The organism is Paraburkholderia sp. Clong3, from assembly GCF_050436485.1.
GTDB lineage: Bacteria > Pseudomonadota > Gammaproteobacteria > Burkholderiales > Burkholderiaceae > Paraburkholderia > Paraburkholderia tuberum.
Genome location: NZ_JBNDMH010000002.1, coordinates 4034475 through 4058176, shown reverse-complemented (window position 1 = coordinate 4058176; position 23702 = coordinate 4034475). Strand labels below are relative to the sequence as shown.

Sequence of the window (23702 nt, the reverse complement as noted above, 5' to 3'; positions counted from 1 at the left end):
ACCTATGGCAGCCGCAAAGCTAGAGCTCCCATTGAATCAATGCAGCGTCGGCCATCCCACTGATCGTATGCCGCCGGACTCCGCAGCCCTCATTTTTTACAACTCTAGAGGTATGCCACATGTCGAAACTGCTATTCGACGGACAGACACATCAAATCTCGTTTGTTGATGCCACCGGTAAGACGATCGGTACTTGGGCGGCTTACAACAACGTCGACAGCCACGCGGCAATCCGCCATATTCCGAATGGAACATATAGCGTGCAGGACCAAGCCACCCCGCACCATCATGTGGCATCTGCCAATGGTCCGTACGGCTTGTATGGGATCATCCGTTTCAACGTGCCAGGCCATACCGGCATTGGCGTGCATTCGGGCAGAGCTAATGCCCGCTATTTGCCGGGACCTCAGCACCCGACAAAGAGCTGCATCCGCACGTCCGACGACGCCATGAGAGAAATCCGCGAACAGCTGCACCGGGACCCGATCACGGCTGTAGAAGTCAACCACAATGATTCCGTGGCCGCGCGCACGGCAACTGAGCGCAATCGAGCCAGGAATCTTGCGGGACATACTCATGGATAGACGCAAGTGCACCTATTTTTTTGGTTCATCCGACTTTCGTGTGGGTCACGACAGGCGGATATAGATCGAGGCCGCCGCAGTGGAAATAGACGGCGATCTTGAAATGGTCGGGATTGCGATAGCCGCAGGCGCGCTTTTGGACGGTAGCGATCTTGGAGTTCAGGCCTTCTGCGACGGCATTGGTGATGCGATGGGCGAAGTAGGTCAATACGTTGGGCAGGTGGCGAGCGATCAGCCTGGCAGCCGCGATCATCGGTGCCAGGCGGCTGTGTGTTGCCCAGAAGTACCAGCGCTTCCAGAACTTCGTTGCCCATGTGGCAGAAGTGTAGTTCCACAGCGCCCGCAGCGCCTCCTTGAGCGCCCAGGCCCGGCCCGTCTTCAGTTCCGCGTTCCTGAGAGCGTCAAAGCGTTGTCTGGCCTTGTCCGTCATATTCTCTGGATTGGTCAGCCACAGGTACTTGCTCTGGACCAGTGTTGCGTTGCCCGCCTTCATCAGCGCCTTGTGTTCCTGCTTGCGGACCTTGTCCACCGCGTCGAGCACATGGCGCATGATGTGAAAGCGATCGAAGACCATCTTCGCGTCTGCGTCCGGAAGCTTCTCGCGGCAGGCATTGATGAACGGCGGCCACATGTCCAGGCTGATCGCGTCCACGTTCTCACGGTACGACGGCGGGAAGGCGTCGAAGTAGGCGCCAAGGCTCGCCTCCTTGCGCTCGTCACCAATATATTCGACCGTCGATTCCTTCAGGTCGCAGACCAGTGTCATGTAACGGTGCCCCTTGGCAATCGCCTTCTCGTCGACACCCAGCAGCGTCGGCATGGTTATGCCCCTGGTTGCCCGGCCGCGCACGACCGCACGTGTCATCACGCCCCAGGCTTCATCCCAGGTGATGCGCAAAATCTCGGCTGCACGCTTGATATTGGCCGCGAGCAGCACGTCGATAGCCAGCGCCTCGAACAGATTCGTAAAGCGGCTGCCCGGCTGCGACCAGGGAAGCGTCACTTGCCGCACGCCATGCTCGGGGCACGACACGCGCGGCGGCCGTGCATGCAGGTAGGTCAGGAACTGACAGCTGTCCAGGTGGCGCCATCCCCGCTCGGCAAGGTGATCATAGACGCCCAGTTCGCGCCCGCATTCCGGGCACGCAAACCGCTCCCCCAGCCCGTGTCCGACATGGACCTCAACGTGTTGATGCGCCATGTCCAATTCGACCCGCTCCACCGTCCAGGGCGCCGTCAACCCAAGCAATTGTCGGTACAACTCCACGCTGTCCATCGCATCCTCTGCTGCCAGACCATGCGCGACAGCGTACTACCGACCCACAGAAGTGTCTGAAGAACCATTTTTTTACGCGTCTCATGGGTGTGGTCGCCTTCATTGCACTAGCGTGGATGCCGGTTGCGTATGGCATAACCTGCACGGAGCGTGAGGCAAGTGCGGCGGATGCAGCAATCGATCACCTCGACACGTGGGCAAAGGTGAATGAGGCGTTCAACAAGTACGCGCAGTGTGACGATGGCGAAATCGCGGAAGGCAACTCAGAAGCTGTCGCGCGTCTGCTAGTGGATCACTGGCACACTTTGCCGCAACTGGGTGTATTGATAAAACGTAATCCGTCGTTGAAAGCCTTTGTGCTCCGCCACATCGATACGACGCTAGACACTGACGATCTTTCCAGAATCGCCAAGCTTTCAACGTCATCTTGCCCGATCGGCATGAGTTCTCTATGTCGAGAATTAGCGGCCGCCACAGAGAAAGTCATGCCGTAGTTGCTATATGGCTGTAATGTCGAATTCAAACCACCGCCACCGCCTCAACCTCGATCTTGAACCCATAGTGCAACTGCGGCACCGGCACGACCGCGCGCGCCGGCCTTGCCTCGCCGGCCCAGCCCGCATAGATCTGATTGAAGCTCGCCCAATGTTCGACATCGACGACATACACGCGCACCTGCACCAGTTGCGCGACGCTGCTGCCGACGCTTTCGAGCGCCGCCTTCACATTGGCCAGAACCTGTTCGGCCTGCGCGTCGAACGACGCATCGGCGAGCTTTTCGCCTTGCGCGTTGATCGGCAATTGCCCGGACACGAAGACGAAGCCATTCGCGACCGCGACATGACTGTAGTGGCCGCCGGGTTTCGCCAGCGCGGCCGGATTGTCGGTGTGGGGCAAACGTGAGGCGTGCGTGCTATCGGTCATCCACCACTCCAGAAGTGAAAATCTCGGAGCGATTCATCGCCGTGCTTCATTCAGCACGAACCCGCGCACGACGCAATACGCATCACGCGTCCGCCATCTCGAGCTTTTCGCGCGCATCCGCGCAACGACGATTCAGATCGCGATGCATCAACTGGCTATCGAGCAGAGCCGATACATCCGTCAAACCGTGATCAAAGCGCAACACGTATTCGATGTCGGTGTAATCGTAATAAGCGCCGCTGTCGGCCAGCCGTTGCGCTTCGGCGAAGGCGGCAAATTGCCGTTCGCCGTTCATCAGGTCTTTGATCGCCATGAGTGCCGCTCCGAGGAACAGTGACTTCATCATAGCAATGCATACCGCGACGCACGGTGGTGCGCGCGCAACACCAGGTGTTTTCCGGAGACGCGTCCGATGAACTCACGCGTCGGCCGATGCCCACAGCCGCAATAGCACGATCGTCATCCAGTTTTCACGCCGTTTTCACAGCGCTCGCGCAGTGCTCACCCTCGATATCCGAACAACACGCTCACACAGCCGCAACCGGCGACTTCGTCCCGTGCCAACGCATCACGAGCATGCGTCCGACAAAGCACAGACAGCCCGCCACGCCGACCACGATACCCATGCCCTTCGGCGTGCCGTCCTGCCACAGTCCGACCGCGAGGCTCGACAGTGCGCCGAGCGCGAGTTGCACCGCGCCGAACACGGCCGCCGCGGCGCCCGCGTTGGCGGGATAGCGATGCATCAGATCGGTCGTGCAGTTGGCGGACAACACGCCCACCACGCTGACGACGAAGAACAGCCCGAACACGATCGACCATAAGCCGCCCCACCCCGTCAGCGACACGACGGACACGAACAGCGACGCGACGAAGCTCACGGTCGCCGCGAACGAGATGATCGGCACCGGCCCGAGTCGGCCGACGAGCCGCGTGTTCAGGTAATTGCCGAACATGATGCCGACGATGTTCAGCGCGAACAGGAAGCCGTAGTGCTGCGCGGACACGTGGAAATACTCGATGTATACGAACGGCGTCGCCGTGATGTACGCGAACATCGACGCGAACGCCATGCCGCCGCACAACATGTGTCCCCACGCGACCGGATCGCGCAGCAGCGTGCCATACGCGCCGAACGACTTCAGCAGCGCCGACTGCGCGCGCATCTCGCGCGGCCACGTCTCCGGCACCTTCAGGAATGCGGTCACCGCGCACACGGAACCGAACAGCGTCAGCGCGACGAACACGGCGCGCCAGCCGCCCAGCAGCAGCAACTGTCCGCCGATCAGCGGCGCGAGCAGTGGACCGATCGCCGTGACGATCGCGATCATCGACAGGACGCGCGCCGCGTCGCCCGGCTCGTGCGCGTCGCGCGCGATCGCGCGAGCCAGCACCGACGCCGCGCCCGCGCCCAACGCCTGCACGAAGCGGAAACCAACCAGCGAGCCGATCGAGACCGACAGCGAGCAGGCGATGCTCGCGAGCGCATACATGATGATGCCGCCAAGCAGGATCGGCCGACGGCCATACGTATCGGACAGCGGACCGTACAGCAGCATGCCGATCGAAAAGCCGAACATGAAGCTCGTGAGCGTCGATTGCGCGGCGCCCGTGCCGACCGCGAAGGCCTGCGCGATGGTCGGCAGGCTCGGCAGATACATGTCGATGGAAATCGGGCCGCACGCGGCCAGCGCGCCGAGCAACAGGATCAGCCGGCCATCGGGCCGGCGTCTGACGACGTGAGACATGGGAAATCCGGATGGAACGCCGCGCCGGCATCGGCAGCGGAACGGGTGAAGCGGGAACGGCCATCAGTTGACCGGCTCGATTGTACGCGACGGTTAATCCGCTGACGGCGCTCGTGGCCCGCTGCGTGGACGTTGCGCGACAGCGCCGCGCGGCGCAATCAGCCTCGATCGGTTAAGCTGCCGCCAGCATGCCCAACGCGCTTCCGTATGCGCAGCTTGACGGCCCGACATAAACGCTCGACCTCGCGCAACGCCCCTCCCCTGATCCCGTTCGAACCCGCGATGACCGCCTTCCTGCTCATCTGGAGCCCCAAAAAATGGCCGTGGCCCGAGTTGCCCGACATCGCGAAACGCGTGGCGGCCGGCGACGCGGTGGCCGACGTGTGGGGCTGCGGCTTCGCGCGCGGCATCCTGCCCGGCGATCGCGTGTTCCTGCATCGCGTCGCGCAGGAGCCGAAGGGCATCTTCGGTTCGGGCTACGTGACGCGCGCGCCCTACGAAGTCCCCGACGCGTCGACCAAACGCGGCTACCGGCTGTGCATCGATTTCGTCTACGACTGGCTCGTCGATGCGCATCACGCGCCGGTCATCACGCGCGATCAGCTGCGTGTGCATCCGTTCTCGGTGCAGACGTGGGATGCGCAAAGCTCGGGCACGATCATCAAGCCCATCGCCGAAGGCGCGCTGGAGAAGCGCTGGGCCGAATTGACCGGCAGGCGCAAGCCGCCGACGACACCCGCACCGGGCAGCTAGGCGAAACACGCGCCGCCGCGACCGCCCGCCCGCACAGCCCGCCGGCGCCGACTCCGGTACAATTTCTCGATCCACCCCAGCATCGCGCGAAGGGTCCGCGGGAATCGTCCGAGGCCCTTTGCGCCGCTGCGCAACCCCTGCTCCCTATTCCAGCCATCGCCATGTCCAGAAACGAAACCCTCTTCGAACGCGCGCAACGCACGATCCCCGGCGGCGTGAATTCGCCGGTGCGCGCTTTCCGTTCCGTCGGCGGCACACCGCGTTTCATCGAGCGCGCGCAAGGCCCGTACTTCTGGGACGCGGACGGCCAGCGCTATACCGACTACATCGGCTCGTGGGGCCCCATGATCCTCGGCCACCTTCATCCCGAAGTGCTGGAAGCCGTGCAGCGCGTGCTCGTGAATGGCTTTTCGTTCGGCGCGCCGACCGAGTCGGAAGTCGAGATCGCCGAGGAAATCTGCAAGCTGGTGCCGTCGATCGAACAGGTGCGCATGGTGTCGAGCGGCACCGAGGCGACGATGAGCGCGCTGCGTCTCGCGCGCGGCTTCACGAACCGCAGCCGCATCGTCAAGTTCGAAGGCTGCTATCACGGCCACGCGGACAGCCTGCTCGTGAAGGCCGGCTCGGGCCTCCTGACCTTCGGCAATCCGACCTCGGCGGGCGTGCCGGTCGATATCGCGAAGCACACCACCGTGCTCGAATACAACAACGTCGCCGAGCTCGAAGAAGCGTTCAAGGCGTTCGGCAACGAGATCGCCTCGGTGATCGTCGAGCCGGTCGCTGGCAACATGAACCTCGTGCGCGCGACCCCTGAATTCCTGCAGGCGCTGCGGCGCCTGTGCACCGAGTACGGTGCGGTGCTGATTTTCGACGAAGTGATGTGCGGCTTCCGCGTCGCGCTCGGCGGCGCGCAGCAACTCTACGGCATCACGCCGGACCTCACCTGCCTCGGCAAGGTAATCGGCGGCGGCATGCCGGCGGCGGCGTTCGGCGGCCGGCGCGACATCATGGCTCACCTCGCGCCGCTCGGCGGCGTCTATCAGGCGGGCACGCTGTCGGGCAATCCGATCGCGGTCGCGGCCGGCCTGAAGACGCTGCAGCTAATCCAGGCGCCCGGCTTCTACGACACGCTCGCCGCGCGCACCACGCGTCTCGCGCAAGGGCTCGCGCGGGCGGCACGCGAAGCGGACGTGCCGTTCGCGGCCGATGCGCTCGGCGGCATGTTCGGCATCTACTTTCGCGAATCGATCCCGACGAGCTTCGCCGACGTCACGAAGAGCGATGTGCCGCGCTTCAACGCGTTCTTCCACAAGATGCTCGACGCGGGCGTGTACTTCGCGCCGTCCGCGTATGAGGCCGGCTTCGTGTCGAGCGCGCACGACGACGCGGTGATCGACGCGACGATCGACGCCGCGCGCGGCGCGTTCGCAGCGTTGAAAGGCTGAAGCCGGGCCCGAAGCAAAGGCCGCAACTCGCACGACCCAGACACCGCACCACAACGGACACCGATGTTCTCGCAAACCGATTTCGTCCACATGGAACGCGCGCTCGCGCTCGCGAAGCGCGGCATGTACACGGCCGACCCGAATCCGCGGGTCGGTTGCGTGCTCGTCAGAAACGGCGAGGTGATCGGCGAAGGCTTCACGCAGCCGGCCGGCCAGGATCACGCCGAAATTCGCGCGCTGAAGGACGCGCGCTCGCGCGGCCACGACCTGCGCGGTGCGACCGCCTACGTGACGCTCGAACCGTGCAGCCATTTCGGCCGCACGCCGCCGTGCGCGAACGCGCTGATCGAAGCGCAGATCGGCCGCGTGATCGCGGCGATGGAAGATCCCAACCCGCAGGTCTCCGGCCGCGGTCTCGCGAGGCTGCGCGAAGCCGGTATCGAAGTGCGCTGCGGGCTGCTCGCGAACGAAGCGCGGGAGCTGAACATCGGCTTCGTGTCGCGCATGACGCGCGGCCGTCCGTGGGTGCGCATGAAAGTGGCGGCGTCGCTCGATGGCCGCACCGGCTTGCCGTCGGGTGAGAGCCAGTGGATCACGAGCGCGGCCGCGCGGGCCGACGGTCATGCGTGGCGGGCGCGCGCGTCGGCGATCCTGACCGGCATCGGCACTGTGCGCGAGGACAATCCGCGCATGACCGTGCGCGCGGTCGATACACCGCGCCAACCGCACCGCGTGCTGATCGACAGCCAGCTCGACGTGCCGCTCGACGCGCAGATCCTGGCCGGCGCGCCGACGCTGATCTTCTGCGGCGAGCTCGACGCGCGTCTCGAAGAACGCGCGAGCGCGCTGCGCGAGCGCGGCGCCGAGATCGTGCCGCTGCCGAACGCGTTCGGCAAGGTGGATCTCCCGCGCATGCTGAGCGTGCTCGGCGAGCGTCACGTCAACGAGCTGCACGTCGAAGCCGGCTACAAGCTGAACGGTTCGCTGCTGCGCGAAGGCTGCGTCGATGAACTGCTGGTCTATCTCGCGCCGAGCCTGCTCGGCGTGGACTCGATGAGCATGTTCAATCTGGACGCGCCCGACCGGCTCGAAGACCGCGTTAAGCTGAATTTCCACACGGTCGAGCGGATCGGCGACGATCTGCGGATCCTCGCGCGTTTCGCGCCGACAGCCTTACCCGGGACCGACACCGTGTCTCCCACCGTTTCGAAATGATCAAGGACTAGCACGATGTTTACAGGAATCGTCGCGGCAGTGGGCCGCATCGAATCAGTCAAGCCGCTCGGCACGGGCGGCGACGCGGGCGTGCGCCTGAACGTCGAGGCGGGCGGGCTCGACCTCGCCGATGTGCAGCTCGGCGACAGCATCACGATCCAGGGCGCCTGCATGACGGTGGTCGCGAAGACCGCTCATTCGTTCGAGGTCGACGTGTCGCGCGAGAGCCTGAACCGCACGGCCGGTCTCGGCGAAACCGGCGAGGTCAATCTCGAGAAAGCGCTGCGCGCGCATGACCGGCTCGGTGGACACATCGTGTCCGGACACGTCGACGGACTCGGTATCGTCACGCGTTTCGCGCCGGTCGGCGAATCGCACGAGCTGCGCATTCTCGCGACGCGCGACATCGGTCGTTATCTCGCGTACAAGGGATCGATTACGGTCAATGGCGTGAGCCTGACCGTGAACTCCGTCGTTGATCGCGACGACGGCTGCGAGTTTTCAATCAATCTGATTCCGCATACCGTGCAGGTGACGGCGCTCAAGCATCTGCACGACGGGGTAAAAGTGAATCTGGAGATCGATCTGATTGCGCGCTATGTGGAGCGGATGCTCAATGCGCCGCGCGATGGCGATCCATCCTCGACGTAACCTGGACACTTCCCTCGAGACCGTTACGCGATACCAGGAGCGCATGCTCGGTGCGTACCGGCAAAGCCATCGATCTGCGCAGCAAGCCGGTTTGGGCGAGGCGAATCCGGGGCCGTGACCCAGCGCGCGTGCACGATCCGAAGCTGACAAACCCAATGAAAGAGCCGCACCTGCTCCGTCGCTGGAATCCGCTGCGTGTGCACCTGACGAAAGCGTCGCTGATCCTTGCCTGCATCGTCGGTACGGGCGCAGCCAGTGCCACGATCACGTCGACACCGCAATTCGCGGCCGAGCTCGTCGAGCTCCTGCACCTGGCCGGGCGACGTGGAGCTGGTCAGCCACAACACACCATCGGCGCTATCGGTGAAGCGCCGCGTCAACGCGGCGTTGTCCGGCGTCACAACTCCTCGACACTTCAGGGATTCGGCCGGCAAGACCGCCGGCCGTTGGCAACGAAAGGCGGCGGCCGTGTCGCCACGGCGCCGCCTCGTGCGATTACGCTTCGGCCGAAGCGCGCAGACGATGGACGAGCTGGTTGTCCTTACCCTGGACCAGCGGCGTGATCGTGAAGTTGAACTCGATCTCCTTGTACGTATCGGCCTTCAGGCCCAGCGCCGCGCCACCGGATTTCTCGACGACCGGCGGAATCAGCTCTTCGCGCGTTGCATACGCGAAGTCGTCCCAGATCAGCGGATCGCCTTCGATGTTGAACTGCGTGGTCAGCTTGCGATGGCCGTCGCTGCTGACGAAGAAGTGCACGTGCGCCGGACGGTTGCCGTGACGGCCCAGCACGTTCAGCAGCTGCTGCGTCGAGCCGTGCGGCGGGCAGCCGTAGCCTACCGGCATCAGCGTGCGGACCTCGTACTTGCCGTCGGCGCCGGTCTTCACCGCGCCGCGCAGGTTGAAGTCGCTCTGCGCGCCGGTCGGATCGAAGTGCGAGTAGAAGCCCTTCGAGTTCGCGTGCCAGCACTCGACGACCGCGCCGGCGACCGGCTTGCCGTCCAGATCCTTGACCGTGCCGCGAATCACGAGCGGGCCCGCGTCTTCGTCCGGGTTGACGTCGATCTTCGAGACGCCCTCGCGCACCGTCGCGCCGGCGACGTACAGCGGGCCTTCGATCGTACGCGGCGTGCCGCCTTCGAGACCGATCTTCTTGTCCTCGGCGTCCATGCGGATGTCGAGATACTTCTCGAGACCGAGGCCGGCCGCGAGCAGCGCCGCTTCGCCGTCCTGACCGAGCTTGTTCAGATAGTTGACGCCGGCCCAGACTTCGTCGGGCGTGATGTCGAGGTCATCGATTGCCTTGAACAGGTCGCCCAGCAGACGGAAAACGATCTGCTGGAAACGCGCGTTGCCATTCCCGGCATCGACGTTGGAAGCGGCTTTCAGCAGATCCTGCACTTCTTTGGTTTCAAATACTTTGACGCTCACGATGACTGTCTCCAGTTGGTATAGGGGGAAAAGATGGCTTTGGATGCGCTCGCCGTCAAAAGCGCCTGGCCCCTGGGCTCAGATGTCGCCGTCCCGAATCGACGACGGGTGACGACACAGAGGCGTCACCGAAATCTTCATGTACGGGAACAGAGGCAAGCCGGACAGAATGTCGTGAAGTTCGGCATTGCTCTCTACATCGAAGATGCTGTAATTCGCGTACTCGCCAACGAGGCGCCAGATATGACGCCACTTGCCGCTACGCTGGAGCTCCTGCGAGTAAGCCTTCTCGCGGGTCTTGATTTCGTTCGCCACTTCGGCCGGCATGTCGACCGGCAGGTGCACGTCCATTCGTACATGGAAAAGCATCGTTGAATCCTCTTGATCTGAATCCGTTTAGCGGGTGACCTTCATCAGCCCGTCGCGCGTGAATCGTTCGACCTTCGCCTCGTCGAGTTCGATGCCGAGACCCGAGCCGTTCGGCACGGTCAGTTCGAAGTCGCTGTAGTCGAGCGGCGTGGTCAGAATGTCTTCGGTGATCAGCAGCGGCCCGAACAGCTCGGTGCCCCATTGCAGATTCGCGAAGCTCGCGAACAGATGCGCCGACGCCACCGTGCTGAACGCACCTTCGAGCATCGTGCCGCCGTACAGCTCGATGCCGGCGGCATCTGCGATCGCGGCCACGCGCTGCGCGGCGAACAGGCCCCCGCTCTGTTCGATCTTGATCGCGAACACATCGGCGCCGCCGTTCTTCGCGATCTCGAACGCGCTGTCCGGGCCTTGCAGGACTTCGTCGGCCATCAGCGCGACCGGGAAGCGGCGCATCAGTCGCGCGAGCGCCGCGGCGGACGCGACCGGCTGCTCGACCAGATCGCAGCCCGCGTCGGCCAGCGCCGGAATCGCCCAGGCGGCCTGGGTCTCGCTCCACGCCATGTTCACGTCGACGCGCACCGCGGCGCGCTCGCCGACCGCTTTCTTGATCTCGGCGACGTGCTTGATGTCGGTCTTCAGTTCCTTCGCGCCGATCTTCAGCTTGAAGACCTTGTGGCGGCGCACGTCGAGCATGTGCTCGGCTTCGGCGATGTCCTTCGCGGTATCGCCCGACGCGAGCGTCCACGCAACCGGCAGGCGCTCACGGCGACGGCCGCCGAGCAGTTCGCTCACCGGCACGCCGAGACGTTTGCCTTGCGCGTCGAGCAGCGCGGTTTCGAGCGCGCTCTTCGAGAAATGATTGACCTTGACCAGCTTGCCGAGGTGCGCCATCAGCGCCTGGATCTGCGTCGCGTCCTTGCCGATCATCGCCGGGGCGAAGTAGGCGTCGATCGCGAGCTTCATTGCTTCGGGGCTTTCCGGGCCATAGGCCATGCCGGCGATCGTGGTGCCTTCGCCAATCCCGACGATGCCGTCGCTGCAGTACACCTTGACCAGCATCAGCGTCTGCCCGTACATCGTGGCGACCGACAGCTTGTGAGGGCGGATCGTCGGCAGATCGACGAGGCGGGTTTCGATACGTTCGATGGTCGCTTGGATCATGGCGGCTGCGTCGAGAAATGAGTTCATTGGATGTTTTTATACCCTTCGCCCGTTTGGCCCGTCCAATACTTTTCCTGTCCTATTTCATACCTGCAGGGTATGGTGAGGTCAGCAAGCCCGGCCTTTCTATGGATTTTGCATTGCACCATGCAGGTGGGGCATCGAAAAAGAGGCCGCTTTTGCGCCTCAAACATGACTTGGGTCAATGTTCGATGCATGGAGAGCATGTTGTGTAACCAGCCGGATCGCGCAGTGAGTACTCCATCGTTCCGGACTGTGGCTCATGCGCGTGGGCAACACTCCCGCTACAACTCGCCGCGCGCGGCCAGCGCGGCGATGCGCTCGGCGGTGCGACACGCGATCGCCTGAATCGTCAGCGACGGATTCACGCCGCCCACGGTCGGAAACACCGAGCCGTCGCACACCCACAGGTTGCGGATGTCCCAGCTGCGGCAGTCCGCGTCGACGACGCTCGTCGACGGATCGTCACCCATGCGCGCGGTGCCGTTCAGGTGGCAGGTGTCGTCGGTCTCGCGCCAGATCTCCTTGCCGCCGGCGGCCGCGAGCGCCTGCTCCATGAAGTCGAGCGAATGCGCGATGAGCCGCTTGTCGTTGTCGCACCATGAATAGGTGACGCGCGCGATCGGCAGCCCGTACTGGTCCTTCTCGTCGGCAAGCGTCACGCGGTTGCGCTGCTGCGGCAGCATCTCGCCGACGATCTTCAGCCCCGCCTGGTGGTTGTACTTGAGCATCTCCGCGCCGAGCGCGTCGCCCCACAACCCGCGGCTGTTCTGCACCGCGACCCATCCGTTCGGCAGCGGACCCTGGCTCATGTAGCAGTAGCCGCCGAAAAAATCTTTGCCCTTGTCTTCGTAGTTCCAGTGCTCGGTGAGCGCGAGCGACGGCGGCCCTTTGTACCAGCGGATGTCTTCATCGAAGGTGCCGTAGACGGCCTGATTCGACTGCGCCATCAGGTTTTTGCCTACGAGTCCCGAACTGTTCGCGAGTCCGTCGGGAAAGCGGCTGTTGGCCGACATCAGCAACAGGCGCGGCGTTTCGATCGCGTAGCCGGCCACCACCACGTGCTTCGCGCGCTGGAATCGCCAGCGTCCTTCGCGCAGATATTCGACGCCGGTGGCGAGCCCCGCGTCGTTGGTGACGACGCGGCCGACCATCGCCAGATCGCGCACCTCGGCGCCGGCTCGCAGCGCACGCGGGATCCACGTGACAAGCGCGCTTTGCTTCGCGTTGGTCGCGCAGCCGGACACGCAAAAGCCGCGGTACACGCACGGATGCGCGCGGCCACGCGGCGCGGAGAGGGTCGCGAGCGGCGTCGGGCTCCAGCCGATGCCGAGCGCCTCGGCGCCGCGCGCGAGCACCAGCGCCGCCGCGTTCAGCTCATGCGCGCGATACGGATAGCGCGGCCGCTTCGGCCCCCACGGATAATTCACCGGTCCGGAGATTTTCAGCGCGTCCTCGACCTCGCCGTAGTAGTGCCACATCTCGTGCCAGTCGAGCGGCCAGTCGGCGCCATAGCCGAGCACGCTGCGCGACTTGAACCACTCGGGCCGAAAGCGCAGCGACACCATCGCGAAATGGACCGTGCTGCCGCCCACCGCCTTGCCGCTGTTGTTGTTGCCGAGCTTCAGCGGATTGTCGCCGTCGCAGATGCGCTCGTCGGTCCAGAACAGTTTTTCCTGATGCGCTTCGTCAGACGCGAACTCTTCGAGCGGACGCCACCACGCGCCGGCATCGAACGCGACGACCTTGAAGCCTTTTTCCGCAAGCCGGCACGCAAGCGTGCCACCGCCGGCGCCGGTGCCGACGATCGCGAAATCGACCTCCTCGCCGTCAGGGTACGTGCGCATCGGCACCCAGCCGCCGCGCTGGAACACGTCGGGTGCGCGGCCGTCCTTGCCGCGCGGCCGTTGCTGCGCGTCATCGGACACGGCGGTTCTCCTTCGCGGCCTGCTCATGGGTGTCGGGCGTCGCTTCGACCGCCTCCCACGGATCGCGCCGGTTCAGGTACATGCGCACATAGCCGCGCGGATTCGCCGGGCCGCCGAAGCCGATCTCGCTCCACGCGTGCGGGTGCGAGTAGTAGAGGCCGCAGATGTCGTGCAGCACGCGCTCGCCGAAGAACAGCTTCGACGGCATGCCGCGCCACGCGGGGTTCGTCAGTTCGCCGCGCTGCATCTCGCCGAGCAGCGCGATCTGCGTGTCCTCCGCGAGGCTCGCGAACGGCAGGCCGCCGCGCTCGCGGCACTCGGCATCGAGCGCGGCGAGGCCGATGCGCCAGGCGTCGCGCATCGGCGGCAAACGGGCGTCGCGGTAGCCGTCGTTGCCATTGCCGGCGAGCCGCGCGTCGAGCAGCGCGGCGAGCGGCACCACCGGCTGCGCATTCGTTTGCGGCACGATGCGGGCGCACAGCGACGTGACCGCGAGCCATTCGACCGCGTTGAAAAAGCGCGGCTCGAGCGGTGTCGCGAGGCGTTCGGCGATCACCGCGCGGGTGTGCGCGTCCCACGACGGCGTCGTGCGTTTGTCGAGCACGTCGTAGCCGGGATAGCGGGTGGCTCGGGTCGAGCGTGGTCCGTCGGTCATTTTTCAGTCTCCCGCAGACGCAGTGCGGCGAGCCCGGCGAGCGCCAGCGCGGAAAAGCTCGGCGGCGCGGGCAGCGGCGGCCCGTCGAACAGATTCTGGCTCCAGTTGCGCCAGCCGCCCTGACGACGCGCGATCCCGCGCGCGTGAAAACCCGCGCCGACAAAGCCGAGCACGGTCGTGATGCGTAACCAGAGCCGCGTGTACCAGCGCTCGCGCGGAGCGGACAGCGCGGCATGCGCGAGCAGCGCAGCCGTGATCGGCGGAATGCTGACCGGCGCGTACATCGCGCGATGCTGAAACGCGCCACGAAAATGCAGCAGCGCGGCCTCCCCCACCGTGCCGACGAGACCCGCCGCGACCAGCAGACCGAGCGCCTGACCGGCCGGCATGCCGAGCAGTTGCGGGTCGACTGCGGGCTCGTCGCGCAAGCGTTCGGCGACGGCACCGAGCGCGCCTGACAGCAGCAACGCGCTCGGCGCGCCGAGCGGTGCCGCGTGAAACAGGTTGTTCCAGCTCCAGCCGCCCGGCCGCTTCATCACGTTGTAGAAATGGAAGCCCGTGCCGGCGATGCCCGTCGCCGCCGCGGGTCAGATAGATCGCACGGCGCGCGCGATGCGTCTGGCCGCGACGATCCGCGCCACCATGCAGGCCCGCGGCGAGCGACAGACTCGCGCTGACGAGTGGCGTGAACATCGCGGGGTTGTCGAACGAGCCGCGGTAGTGCTCCATCGCGCTGTCGGCGAGCACCGACAGCGCGAGCAGCGCGGAGCTGTGGTTGAAGGTGCGGGCCGCTTCGACGTGTGCCTCCGCCTCGGCGATGGGTTCGCTCGCGTGCACGCGCGCCGGCGCGCGCTGATGGCTGCGGGCGGCACACGTCGGGAACGTCACGGATGCCCGACGCTCGTGGTGTTGCGGGCCGCTCTCACGCCGTTCGCGATGCGACTCCGGTCTTCCCGCGCCGCGCGCGGCCAACGCCGCGACGGCCGTCACCGCCGCCGCCGTGTACAGCAATCCGGGTACGCGTGAAGAGCCCATCGATATCGCTTCCTTGTCGTGGCCTGTTTTATTTGATGAGATAGCGCTCGGCGTCACCATGCTTGAACTCGAGCCCGCAACCGGGCCGCGACAGGTCCGGCTCCATCTGGCCGTCGCGCAACCGCGGCGCACCGTCGAACAGCATGGCTTCGATCCGGGCGTGGTCATGGAACCACTCCTGATGGCGCAAGCGCGGCGCCGCGCACGCGACGTGCAGATGCAGCGCCGGTGCGCAATGCGCGGACAGCGGCACGTGATACGCGTCGCACAGCGCGGCGGCCTGCAGGAAGCCGGTGATGCCGCCGCAACGGCTCGCGTCGGCCTGCAGCACGTCGACGGCCCCCGCCGCGAGCAGGTGGCGGAAGTCGTCGAGCGTGTAGCCGTATTCGCCGGCGGCGATCTCCATGCCGGCCGGCACGCGCTCGCGTACGCCGCGCAGGCCCGCTTCGTCGTCCGAAGACACGGGCTCCTCGAACCAGCTCACCTGGTGCTCGGCGAAACGTTGCGCGTAGTACAGCGCCCGTTGCGGCGTGAACGCGCCGTTGGCGTCGACGAACAGGCCCGCGCCGCCGATCGCCGCGCGCGCCGCCGCGACGCGCGCCGGGTCCTTGTCCGGCTCGCTGCCGATTTTCATCTTTACCCACCGGCAGCCGTCCTGCGCGACCCAGCCGGCGAACTGCTGCTGCAAGCGCTGGTTCGTATACGTGGTGAAGCCGCCGCTGCCGTAAGCCGGCACGGCCGGGCGCAACGCGCCGAGCAGCCCGACGAGCGGCACGCCGAGCAGCTTCGCCTTCAGGTCCCACAGCGCGCAGTCGATTGCCGAAATGGCTGTCGCGGCCAGTCCCGCGCGGCCGAGATTGCGCACCTGGCGCTGCAACCGTTGCCAATGCGCGCCGACGTCCAATCCGTCGTGATTCAGCACGCAGGCGGCGAGCGCGCCCTGGATCAGCGCGACGATGCAGGCATCGCTGTACGTGTAGCCGATGCCGGTGTCGCCGCCCGCGTCGACCTCGACGACGACCAGCGTGGTCGCGTCCCACGCGAACGTGCCGTCGGCCTCCGGCGCGTCGGTCGGAATGCGGTACGCGCTCGCGCGCAGCGCGCTCACGGGCGCTTGCGACGAGCCCCCGCTCGTGGCGCCGCGCTTCATCGACGCGCTCCTTGCGCGCACGCGTGACGCCCTTCATTGATGCAACAGCCGACGGTCCCCGACATTCCGGTCTCCGGGTGGTAGTGAGACGAAGCTGCCTGCTGCGTCGCAAGTACCGTTCCGCACTATTGCAATCCGTAAAGCGGGCCGCGCTGGAGCACTCTTCGCGTTGCCGCCAACGCCACTCGCGCGCGCGCCCACCGTTTCGACGAGCATGGCAACCCCGCCCGGCTCGTCACAGTCGGCCAAACGGCCTATGTCGTCTGGCGGAGGCGACTTGGGCTCGCGCGTGGCGTAAAATACGCGCTTTCCCGAAAAACTCGCCAACATGACGCTCGCCTCCACCCAAGAGATCATTGCCGAACTGAAAGCCGGCCGGATGGTGATCCTCGTCGACGAAGAAGACCGCGAAAACGAGGGCGACCTCGTGATCGCCGCCGAGTTTGTCACTCCGGAAGCGATCAATTTCATGGCTCGCTACGGCCGCGGCCTGATCTGCCTGACGCTGACCCAGGATCGCTGCCAGCAGCTGAACCTGCCGCTGATGACCTACCGCAACGGCACGCAGTACGGCACCGCGTTCACGGTCAGCATCGAAGCGGCCGAAGGCGTGACGACCGGCATCTCGGCGGCCGACCGGGCCCGCACGATCGCGGCCGCGGTCGCGCCGGACGCCAAGGCCGAGCACATCGTGCAGCCGGGCCATATCTTCCCGATCATGGCGCAGCCGGGCGGCGTGCTGGTGCGCGCCGGCCATACCGAGGCCGGCTGCGACTTCACGAGGCTCGCGGGCCTCACGCCTGCCGCGGTGATCTGCGAAGTGATCAAGGACGACGGCACGATGGCGCGTCTGCCGGACCTGCTCGAGTTCGGCAAGGAGCACGGCCTGAAGACCGGCACGATCGCCGATCTGATTCACTATCGCAGCCGCACCGAGTCGATCGTCGAGCGTGTTTGCGAACGTACGATGCAAACCGCGCACGGCGCGTTCCGCGCGGTCATGTATCTCGATCAGCCGAGCGGCCAGCCGCACATCGCGCTGGTGCGCGGCACGCCGATGCCCGATCGCGACACGCCGGTGCGCGTGCACGAGCCGCTGTCGGTGCTGGATCTGCTCGAAGTCGGCGAATCCACCCATTCGTGGACGCTGGACGCGGCCATCCAGGAAATCGCAGAACGCGATCTCGGCGTGGTCGTACTGCTGAACTGCGGCGACTCGAAAGACCATCTGATCGACGTCTTCAAGGCGTTCGACTCGAAGGAAAAAGCGGACGCGCTGAAGCGCCGGCCGGTCGACTTCAAGACCTACGGCATCGGCGCGCAGATTCTGCGCGAACTCGGCGTCGGCAAGATGCAGGTGCTGTCGAACCCACGCAAGCTCGGCAGCATGTCGGGTTATGGTCTCGAAGTCACGGGCTTCATTCCGATGCCCGGCAGCAAAACGCAAGCCCCGCAACTCTGATCCGGCCACTCACGCGCCTCGCGCCCACTCAAACACTACGGAATTCATATGGAAATCGGACAATACCAACCGAATCTCGACGGCGACGGACTGCGCATCGGCATCGTCCAGGCGCGCTTTAACGAACCCGTCTGCAACGGCCTCGCCGACTCCTGCATCGAAGAACTCGAACGCCTCGGCGTGACCGGCGAAGACGTGCTGCTCGTCACGGTGCCGGGCGCGCTGGAAATCCCGCTCGCGCTGCAAAAGCTCGCGGAAAGCGCGCAATTCGACGCGCTGATCGCGCTCGGCGCGGTGATCCGCGGCGAGACCTATCACTTCGAGCTGGTTTCGAACGAAAGCGGCGCGGGCATCACGCGCATCGGCCTCGACTTCGGCATTCCGGTCGCGAACGCGGTGCTGACCACCGAGAACGACGAGCAAGCCGTCGCGCGCATGACCGAGAAGGGTCGCGACGCCGCGCGCGTGGCTGTCGAAATGGCGAACCTCGCGGTCGCGCTCGAGCAGCTCGGCGGCGATGACGACGAAGATGAAGACGAAGACGACGAGGAAGAGGCATGAAGAGCGCACGCCGACGCTCCCGCGAACTGGCCACGCAGGGGCTTTACCAGTGGCTGCTGTCGGGCTCGCCCGGCGTTGAGATCGACGCGCAACTACGCGGCGCGCAAGGTTACGACAAGGCCGATCACGAGCACCTGGACGCGATCCTGCATGGCGTGATGCGCGATTCCGAAGCACTTTCCGCCGCGATCGCGCCGTGCCTCGACCGTCCGATCGATCAACTGTCGCCGGTCGAACGCGCGGTGCTGCTGGTCGCCGCGTTCGAACTGAAGAATCACGTCGACATTCCGTATCGCGTGGTCATCAACGAAGCGGTCGAGCTGACCAAGACGTTCGGCGGCTCGGACGGCTACAAGTACGTGAACGGCGTGCTCGACAAGCTCTCGGCGCAACTGCGCGCCACCGAGACTCAGGCGGCTCGCAAGAGCTGAGCGCGGCGCCGGTGGGGCCATGCCGCGCATCGGCTCCCTGCCACGTCGCACTGCACAGGGCGAAGCACCTCGATCGCCCGCAAGGACGGCGCTGCGCGCATCGATGAACGCATCATTTGATGGGTAGGCGCCGTCCTGCTTCTGAACTGGACTGACCGTATGAACTCCGTGACCGAACCTCTCGTGCGGCTTGCCGCGCGCGTCGACGCCATCCAGCCTTTCTACGTGATGGAACTGGCCAAGGAGGCCGTGCTGCTCGAACGCGCGGGGCGCGACATCATTCACATGGGCATCGGCGAGCCGGATTTCACGGCGCCCGAGCCGGTCATCGAGGCGGCCGCGAGCGCGCTGCGCCGCGGCGTCACGCAGTACACCAGCGCGCTCGGCGTGCACGCGCTGCGCGATGCGATTTCCGCGCATTACGCCGAGTTCTACGGCATCGACGTCGATCCGGCGCGGATCGTGGTGACCGCGGGCGCATCGGCCGCGCTCTTGCTGGCGTGCGCGGCGCTCGTCGATCGCGACGACGAAATATTGATGCCCGACCCGTGCTATCCGTGCAACCGCCATTTCGTGATCGCCGCCGAAGGCAAGCCGGTGATGGTGCCGAGCGGGCCGGCCGAGCGCTTCCAGCTGACCGCCGCCGACGTCGAACGCCTGTGGGGCGAGCGCACCCGCGGCGTGCTGCTCGCGTCGCCGTCGAATCCGACCGGCACGTCGATCGAGCCGGCCGAACTCGAGCGCATCGTCAAGGCCGTGCGCGCGCGCGGCGGCTTCACGATCGTCGACGAGATCTACCAGGGCCTCAGCTACGACGCCAAGCCGGTGTCGGCGCTGTCGTTCGGCGACGACGTGGTCACCGTCAACAGCTTCTCGAAGTACTTCAACATGACCGGCTGGCGCCTCGGCTGGCTCGTCGTGCCGCCCGCGCTGGTCAGCGCGTTCGAAAAGCTCGCGCAGAATCTGTTCATCTGCGCGTCGGCGCTCGCGCAGCACGCGGCGCTCGCCTGTTTCGAGCCGGCGACGATCGCGATCTACGAAGCGCGGCGCCTCGAATTCAAGCGACGCCGCGACTTCATCGCGCCGGCGCTCGAATCGCTCGGCTTCTCCGTGCCGGTGATGCCGGACGGTGCGTTCTACGTGTACGCGGACTGCCGTGGCGTCGCGCATCCGGCGGCCGGCGACAGCGCGGCGCTCACGAAGGCGATGCTGCACGATGCCGGGGTCGTGCTGGTGCCGGGCATGGACTTCGGCACGCACGCGCCGAAGGACTACATCCGGCTGTCGTATGCGACCGCGTATCCAAAGCTCGAAGAGGCGGTCGAGCGGCTGGCAAAGCTGTTCGGGCAGCATTGACGCATCGGGATTGATTCGGCAGCAACCGGCCCGCCAGACGCAAAAAAGGACACCCTCGGGTGTCCTTGTTTTCATGCGGCACGGCAACGTCTAACTCAAGCCCCCAGCTCCGACGCCGACGCCACGTGGCGCGTCGTCGAATTGGCGTTCGCGTCGTCCTGATCGGCCGGCTGCGTGTGCACCGCCGACGTCGCCGGGCTCAGCGCGTGACCGCCTTGCAGCGTCACCTGAACGCGCTTGCCGTTGCCACCACTCGTCGCCGCGGCTGGCGCCGGCGTGGCCGACGCGGTCAGCACCGGAGCTTGCGGCGCATTGATCGGCACCTTACGGCCGCGCGCGACGTCGCGCAGACGACCGCGCTCGGCCATCACCTTCGCGCCGTAGCCGCCGTCATCCGGCGCGGTCGAGCCGACGTACAGACGCAGGCCGCCCGGCAGCGAGCCGCCACGCGCGATGCAGTCCTTCAGCACGAGCGCGCCGACCTTGATGTTCGCGAGCGGTTCGAGCGCCGCGCGTTGGCCGCCGAAATACTGGAATTTGTCCGAATGCACCTTCGACATCACCTGCATCAGGCCCTGCGCGCCGACGCCGCTCTCGGCGTACGGATTGAAGCCCGATTCGATCGCCATCACTGACAGCAGCAGCAGCGGATCGAGGCCGACTTCGCGGCCGGTGTCGAACGCGGCTTTGACGAGCTCGCCGACGGGCTCCTGTGCGACGCGATAACGCCGCGCGAGGTACGACGCGACCAGGTCCTGCTCGTGGCTCGACACGAGCACGCGGTCATCGCGTGCATCGGCGGACACGCGCTGCTGCGGAATCAGACGTGCGAGCGCGCTGACGCCCTGCATCGTGCGCGGATCGAGGCCGTTGAGCGCGGCGGCGCTCGTGCCCGACGTGCCGGCGCCGTCGAACGCGCCGTCGAAGCCGGTGGTGGCCGCGGTGAGGGTCATGCTGCCGTCGTTCGAGCCATCGGTGGGACTCGGCGTGGTCAGCATGTTCGGCGAATTGGCCGACAGCGATTCGTCGGAGGATGCGTCGGCGTTTCTGGTCGGTCCAATGGCGGGCAGCGGATTGCCTTGCAGCAGGCGGGCGGGGCCCGCTTGCACGGCAGCGGAAATGACCGGCATCAGACGCGCGGCGAGCGCGCCGCGCCAGGTCGGCATCAGCCACAGTGCGAGAGCCAGCACCACGGCGATCCCGCCGACAATGCTGAACAGGTGATGACTCAGTCGCGTCCCGCTGCGCAGCGCAGCGCGCACAACCTGCGCAATACGCCCATCGGGACGCCACGATAACCAGGCGTTCATTCAGATCTCCCATCTTGCATGATCCGCGAACTCCGCCGGGACAAATCAGGCGGTACAGCGCGCTCGCAGAGTCAAGACATCGCGTGCTCTCTGGTTGGGCAGCAGCGACGTCGGGAAAACGGCAACAAATACCGTTTGGGGAGCCATCTCAAAAACAGCCCACACATACTCGATGTGTATCGGGCTTGGCTCCCACGCGAAAAACCAGCGTTGGTGGACGCTGGTGAGGGACTTCAATAATGCCGTTCTACCCTGCAGGGAAGCAAAACGGTGACGCGTTGCGTCTGAGGACCGGGGGCGACGGTAAAAAGGTTAACGCCCTGCAACCAATGTGGACGGATTCTATGCACGGTTTTATAGATCGTCAACACTATAGAATTCAAGAATGATAACTTTTTGTAATTATGAACAGTGTTCAGTCATCCGAGAACCGCGCTCAATGCGCGTTTCGGGCGATCCGACCCTGGCTGTTTGGACCAGGCCATTTGGTTGATCTACGTGCGGTGGCTAACGCAGGTAAAATCGACAATCGTTTTTTGCGTCAGATAGGTACCAACGCCGTTCCTCCTGCCCTCCCCGTCCTATGCGCCGTGCATGCGGCCCTGAACCGTCACAGATGAAATACAAAGACTTACGCGATTTCATCGGCCGCCTCGAGGCGATCGGTGAATTGCGCCGAATTTCGCAAAAAGTGTCGCCGAATCTCGAAATGACCGAACTTTGCGACCGTGTGCTCCGCGCGGGCGGCCCGGCTCTGTTGTTCGAGAACACCGAGCGGCACGCGTTCCCGGTGCTCGGCAATCTGTTCGGCACGCCGCGCCGCGTCGCGCTTGGCATGGGCATCGATGCCGAAGCGGGCGCGGGCGACGAGGCGGCGCTCGAATCGCTGCGCGATGTCGGTCGGCTACTCTCCGCGTTGAAGGAACCCGAGCCGCCGAAAGGGCTCAAGGACGCCGGCAAGCTGCTGTCGCTAGCGAAGGCCGTGTGGGACATGGCGCCGAAGACGGTCAACGCACCGCCCTGCCAGGAAATCGTCTGGGAAGGCAATGACGTCGACCTTGCCAGATTGCCCATTCAGACCTGCTGGCCCGGCGATGCCGGGCCGTTGATCACCTGGGGTCTGACCGTCACGAAAGGGCCGAACAAGAGTCGACAAAACCTGGGTATCTATCGCCAGCAACTGATCGGGCGTAACAAGCTGATCATGCGCTGGCTGGCGCATCGCGGCGGCGCGCTCGATTTTCGTGAGTTCGCGCTTAAAAATCCCGGCAAGCCGTATCCGGTGGCCGTCGTGCTCGGTGCGGACCCGGCGACGATTCTCGGCGCGGTCACGCCGGTACCCGACACGCTGTCCGAATACCAGTTCGCCGGCCTGCTGCGCGGCGGGCGCACCGAGCTCGCGAAATGCGTCACACCGGGCGTCGACGGTCTGCAGGTCCCCGCGCGCGCCGAGATCGTGCTCGAGGGCTTCATCTATCCGCAGGAAGGCGCACCCTCGCCCGCCCCGGCCGGCGCACCGCCGCGTCCGTCGAAGGGTGCGTCGGCCACGTACGAACACGCGCTCGAAGGCCCGTATGGCGATCACACCGGGTACTACAACGAACAGGAGTGGTTCCCGGTCTTCACGGTCGAGCGCATCACGATGCGCCGCGACGCGATCTATCACTCCACCTACACCGGCAGACCGCCCGACGAGCCGGCGGTGCTCGGCGTCGCGCTGAACGAAGTGTTCGTACCGCTGCTGCAGAAGCAGTTCACCGAGATCACGGACTTCTATCTGCCGCCCGAAGGCTGCAGTTACCGCATGGCGATCGTGCAAATGAAGAAGAGCTACCCCGGCCACGCGAAACGCGTGATGTTCGGCGTGTGGAGCTTCCTGCGGCAGTTCATGTATACGAAGTTCATCGTCGTCGTCGATGAGGACGTCAATATCCGGGACTGGAAGGAAGTGATCTGGGCGATCACCACGCGAGTGGACCCGACGCGCGACACGGTGCTCGTCGACCGCACGCCGATCGACTATCTCGATTTCGCGTCGCCGGTAGCCGGCCTCGGCTCGAAGATGGGGCTCGACGCAACCAACAAGTGGCCGGGCGAAACCGACCGCGAATGGGGCCGCCCGATCGTGATGGACGACGCAGTCAAACAGCGTATCGATAGCTTGTGGAACGAGTTGGGCCTCGGCCTGTAACGCGCGCGGGACAACACAATCAATAACGGATGGAGCGCTCGC

Annotated in this window: 22 protein-coding genes and 1 pseudogene; 11 read left to right on the top strand and 12 right to left on the bottom strand. The window is 65.3% G+C overall.

Annotated features, from left to right (window positions below; all coding sequences use genetic code 11):
* Nucleotides 1–119 precede the first annotated feature (119 nt).
* Complete coding sequence (locus OKW30_RS22950; RefSeq protein ID WP_429347645.1) at nt 120–584, top strand: hypothetical protein; 465 nt, start codon at nt 120–122, stop codon at nt 582–584.
* Nucleotides 585–609: 25 nt separating this feature from the next.
* Here the strand turns inward: OKW30_RS22950 and OKW30_RS22945 are convergent, their stop codons facing one another.
* Entirely contained in the window at nt 610–1860 is a 1251-nt protein-coding gene (locus OKW30_RS22945) for an ISL3 family transposase (RefSeq protein ID WP_429347054.1), read from the bottom strand.
* Between the two features lie 83 nt (nt 1861–1943).
* Here OKW30_RS22945 and OKW30_RS22940 point away from each other — a divergent pair, with 83 nt between their 5' ends.
* Nucleotides 1944–2354, top strand: coding sequence for a hypothetical protein (locus OKW30_RS22940; RefSeq protein WP_429347644.1), 411 nt, complete (start codon nt 1944–1946; stop codon nt 2352–2354).
* A 25-nt stretch (nt 2355–2379) separates the two neighbouring features.
* On the opposite strand, the gene OKW30_RS22935 is transcribed toward OKW30_RS22940, so the two are convergent.
* The 3 genes from OKW30_RS22935 to OKW30_RS22925 form a co-directional block, all read right to left on the bottom strand.
* Nucleotides 2380–2784 carry a RidA family protein gene (locus OKW30_RS22935; RefSeq protein WP_090801464.1) on the bottom strand — a complete coding sequence of 135 codons (405 nt, stop codon included), beginning with the start codon at nt 2782–2784 and terminating at the stop codon, nt 2380–2382.
* 82 nt (nt 2785–2866) lie between these two features.
* Nucleotides 2867–3097, bottom strand: coding sequence for a hypothetical protein (locus OKW30_RS22930; protein ID WP_090805429.1), 231 nt, complete (start codon nt 3095–3097; stop codon nt 2867–2869).
* Nucleotides 3098–3311: 214 nt separating this feature from the next.
* Entirely contained in the window at nt 3312–4532 is a 1221-nt protein-coding gene (locus OKW30_RS22925; protein WP_090801465.1) for a Bcr/CflA family multidrug efflux MFS transporter, read from the bottom strand.
* Between the two features lie 282 nt (nt 4533–4814).
* Here OKW30_RS22925 and OKW30_RS22920 point away from each other — a divergent pair, with 282 nt between their 5' ends.
* From OKW30_RS22920 to OKW30_RS22905, 4 genes are all read left to right on the top strand, one after another.
* On the top strand, nt 4815–5285 hold the full coding sequence (locus tag OKW30_RS22920; protein ID WP_429347779.1) for a hypothetical protein: 471 nt from the start codon (nt 4815–4817) through the stop codon (nt 5283–5285).
* Between the two features lie 161 nt (nt 5286–5446).
* Entirely contained in the window at nt 5447–6730 is a 1284-nt protein-coding gene (gene hemL / locus OKW30_RS22915) for a glutamate-1-semialdehyde 2,1-aminomutase (protein ID WP_429347643.1), read from the top strand.
* 63 nt (nt 6731–6793) lie between these two features.
* Entirely contained in the window at nt 6794–7945 is a 1152-nt protein-coding gene (gene ribD / locus OKW30_RS22910; protein WP_184070869.1) for a bifunctional diaminohydroxyphosphoribosylaminopyrimidine deaminase/5-amino-6-(5-phosphoribosylamino)uracil reductase RibD, read from the top strand.
* Nucleotides 7946–7960: 15 nt separating this feature from the next.
* Complete coding sequence (locus OKW30_RS22905) at nt 7961–8596, top strand: riboflavin synthase (RefSeq protein ID WP_429347642.1); 636 nt, start codon at nt 7961–7963, stop codon at nt 8594–8596.
* A 495-nt stretch (nt 8597–9091) separates the two neighbouring features.
* Here the strand turns inward: OKW30_RS22905 and catA are convergent, their stop codons facing one another.
* From catA to OKW30_RS22870, 7 genes and pseudogenes are all read right to left on the bottom strand, one after another.
* The gene (gene catA / locus OKW30_RS22900) at nt 9092–10027 is read right to left on the bottom strand and encodes a catechol 1,2-dioxygenase (protein WP_429347641.1); all 936 of its coding nucleotides are present in this window, start codon (nt 10025–10027) and stop codon (nt 9092–9094) included.
* A gap of 78 nt (nt 10028–10105) precedes the next feature.
* A complete protein-coding gene (gene catC, locus OKW30_RS22895) occupies nt 10106–10396 on the bottom strand; it encodes a muconolactone Delta-isomerase (protein WP_090801477.1) in 291 nt (96 codons plus the stop codon).
* Between the two features lie 27 nt (nt 10397–10423).
* The gene (locus OKW30_RS22890; protein WP_429347640.1) at nt 10424–11560 is read right to left on the bottom strand and encodes a muconate/chloromuconate family cycloisomerase; all 1137 of its coding nucleotides are present in this window, start codon (nt 11558–11560) and stop codon (nt 10424–10426) included.
* A gap of 305 nt (nt 11561–11865) precedes the next feature.
* The gene (locus OKW30_RS22885; protein WP_429347639.1) at nt 11866–13509 is read right to left on the bottom strand and encodes a GMC family oxidoreductase; all 1644 of its coding nucleotides are present in this window, start codon (nt 13507–13509) and stop codon (nt 11866–11868) included.
* Complete coding sequence (locus OKW30_RS22880) at nt 13499–14164, bottom strand: gluconate 2-dehydrogenase subunit 3 family protein (RefSeq protein ID WP_429347638.1); 666 nt, start codon at nt 14162–14164, stop codon at nt 13499–13501. The genes OKW30_RS22885 and OKW30_RS22880 overlap by 11 nt, the downstream gene beginning before the upstream one ends.
* A pseudogene (locus tag OKW30_RS22875) lies at nt 14161–15199 on the bottom strand (hypothetical protein). The gene OKW30_RS22880 and the pseudogene OKW30_RS22875 overlap by 4 nt, the downstream one beginning before the upstream one ends.
* 28 nt (nt 15200–15227) lie before the next feature.
* Nucleotides 15228–16349, bottom strand: a complete 1122-nt coding sequence (locus OKW30_RS22870) for an enolase C-terminal domain-like protein (protein WP_187630788.1) — start codon at nt 16347–16349, stop codon at nt 15228–15230.
* A gap of 328 nt (nt 16350–16677) precedes the next feature.
* Here OKW30_RS22870 and ribBA point away from each other — a divergent pair, with 328 nt between their 5' ends.
* The 4 genes from ribBA to OKW30_RS22850 all read left to right on the top strand — a co-directional run bounded on the left by ribBA (nt 16678) and on the right by OKW30_RS22850 (nt 20159).
* Nucleotides 16678–17811: a bifunctional 3,4-dihydroxy-2-butanone-4-phosphate synthase/GTP cyclohydrolase II gene (gene ribBA, locus OKW30_RS22865; RefSeq protein ID WP_184023248.1), complete on the top strand. Its 1134-nt coding sequence runs from the start codon at nt 16678–16680 to the stop codon at nt 17809–17811.
* A 48-nt stretch (nt 17812–17859) separates the two neighbouring features.
* Nucleotides 17860–18372, top strand: a complete 513-nt coding sequence (ribH, locus tag OKW30_RS22860) for a 6,7-dimethyl-8-ribityllumazine synthase (protein ID WP_013090228.1) — start codon at nt 17860–17862, stop codon at nt 18370–18372.
* Nucleotides 18369–18803 (top strand): transcription antitermination factor NusB, encoded by a 435-nt coding sequence (gene nusB, locus OKW30_RS22855; RefSeq protein ID WP_184023246.1) that lies wholly within the window; start codon nt 18369–18371, stop codon nt 18801–18803. Before ribH ends, nusB begins: the two co-directional genes overlap by 4 nt.
* Before the next feature lie 159 nt (nt 18804–18962).
* Nucleotides 18963–20159, top strand: coding sequence for a pyridoxal phosphate-dependent aminotransferase (locus OKW30_RS22850; protein ID WP_429347637.1), 1197 nt, complete (start codon nt 18963–18965; stop codon nt 20157–20159).
* Nucleotides 20160–20254: 95 nt separating this feature from the next.
* Here the strand turns inward: OKW30_RS22850 and OKW30_RS22845 are convergent, their stop codons facing one another.
* Nucleotides 20255–21469 carry a transglycosylase SLT domain-containing protein gene (locus OKW30_RS22845; protein WP_429347636.1) on the bottom strand — a complete coding sequence of 405 codons (1215 nt, stop codon included), beginning with the start codon at nt 21467–21469 and terminating at the stop codon, nt 20255–20257.
* A 616-nt stretch (nt 21470–22085) separates the two neighbouring features.
* Between OKW30_RS22845 and OKW30_RS22840 the strand changes: the two genes are divergently transcribed.
* Nucleotides 22086–23660, top strand: coding sequence for a UbiD family decarboxylase (locus OKW30_RS22840; protein ID WP_184070887.1), 1575 nt, complete (start codon nt 22086–22088; stop codon nt 23658–23660).
* The last annotated feature ends 42 nt before the right edge of the window (nt 23661–23702 follow it).

What these genes read in the sequence shown, in the direction of transcription:
- catC (WP_090801477.1), bottom strand. Translation starts at nt 10,396, where the DNA reads ATGCTTTTCCATGTACGAATGGACGTGCACCTGCCGGTCGACATGCCG.
- OKW30_RS22950 (WP_429347645.1), top strand. Translation starts at nt 120, where the DNA reads ATGTCGAAACTGCTATTCGACGGACAGACACATCAAATCTCGTTTGTT.
- OKW30_RS22935 (WP_090801464.1), bottom strand. Translation starts at nt 2,784, where the DNA reads ATGACCGATAGCACGCACGCCTCACGTTTGCCCCACACCGACAATCCG.
- hemL (WP_429347643.1), top strand. Translation starts at nt 5,447, where the DNA reads ATGTCCAGAAACGAAACCCTCTTCGAACGCGCGCAACGCACGATCCCC.
- OKW30_RS22870 (WP_187630788.1), bottom strand. Translation starts at nt 16,349, where the DNA reads ATGAAGCGCGGCGCCACGAGCGGGGGCTCGTCGCAAGCGCCCGTGAGC.
- ribH (WP_013090228.1), top strand. Translation starts at nt 17,860, where the DNA reads ATGGAAATCGGACAATACCAACCGAATCTCGACGGCGACGGACTGCGC.
- OKW30_RS22920 (WP_429347779.1), top strand. Translation starts at nt 4,815, where the DNA reads ATGACCGCCTTCCTGCTCATCTGGAGCCCCAAAAAATGGCCGTGGCCC.
- OKW30_RS22925 (WP_090801465.1), bottom strand. Translation starts at nt 4,532, where the DNA reads ATGTCTCACGTCGTCAGACGCCGGCCCGATGGCCGGCTGATCCTGTTG.
- OKW30_RS22890 (WP_429347640.1), bottom strand. Translation starts at nt 11,560, where the DNA reads ATGATCCAAGCGACCATCGAACGTATCGAAACCCGCCTCGTCGATCTG.
- OKW30_RS22905 (WP_429347642.1), top strand. Translation starts at nt 7,961, where the DNA reads ATGTTTACAGGAATCGTCGCGGCAGTGGGCCGCATCGAATCAGTCAAG.
- nusB (WP_184023246.1), top strand. Translation starts at nt 18,369, where the DNA reads ATGAAGAGCGCACGCCGACGCTCCCGCGAACTGGCCACGCAGGGGCTT.
- OKW30_RS22850 (WP_429347637.1), top strand. Translation starts at nt 18,963, where the DNA reads ATGAACTCCGTGACCGAACCTCTCGTGCGGCTTGCCGCGCGCGTCGAC.
- OKW30_RS22930 (WP_090805429.1), bottom strand. Translation starts at nt 3,097, where the DNA reads ATGGCGATCAAAGACCTGATGAACGGCGAACGGCAATTTGCCGCCTTC.
- OKW30_RS22940 (WP_429347644.1), top strand. Translation starts at nt 1,944, where the DNA reads ATGGGTGTGGTCGCCTTCATTGCACTAGCGTGGATGCCGGTTGCGTAT.
- ribD (WP_184070869.1), top strand. Translation starts at nt 6,794, where the DNA reads ATGTTCTCGCAAACCGATTTCGTCCACATGGAACGCGCGCTCGCGCTC.
- OKW30_RS22945 (WP_429347054.1), bottom strand. Translation starts at nt 1,860, where the DNA reads ATGGACAGCGTGGAGTTGTACCGACAATTGCTTGGGTTGACGGCGCCC.
- OKW30_RS22845 (WP_429347636.1), bottom strand. Translation starts at nt 21,469, where the DNA reads ATGAACGCCTGGTTATCGTGGCGTCCCGATGGGCGTATTGCGCAGGTT.
- OKW30_RS22840 (WP_184070887.1), top strand. Translation starts at nt 22,086, where the DNA reads ATGAAATACAAAGACTTACGCGATTTCATCGGCCGCCTCGAGGCGATC.
- OKW30_RS22880 (WP_429347638.1), bottom strand. Translation starts at nt 14,164, where the DNA reads ATGACCGACGGACCACGCTCGACCCGAGCCACCCGCTATCCCGGCTAC.
- ribBA (WP_184023248.1), top strand. Translation starts at nt 16,678, where the DNA reads ATGACGCTCGCCTCCACCCAAGAGATCATTGCCGAACTGAAAGCCGGC.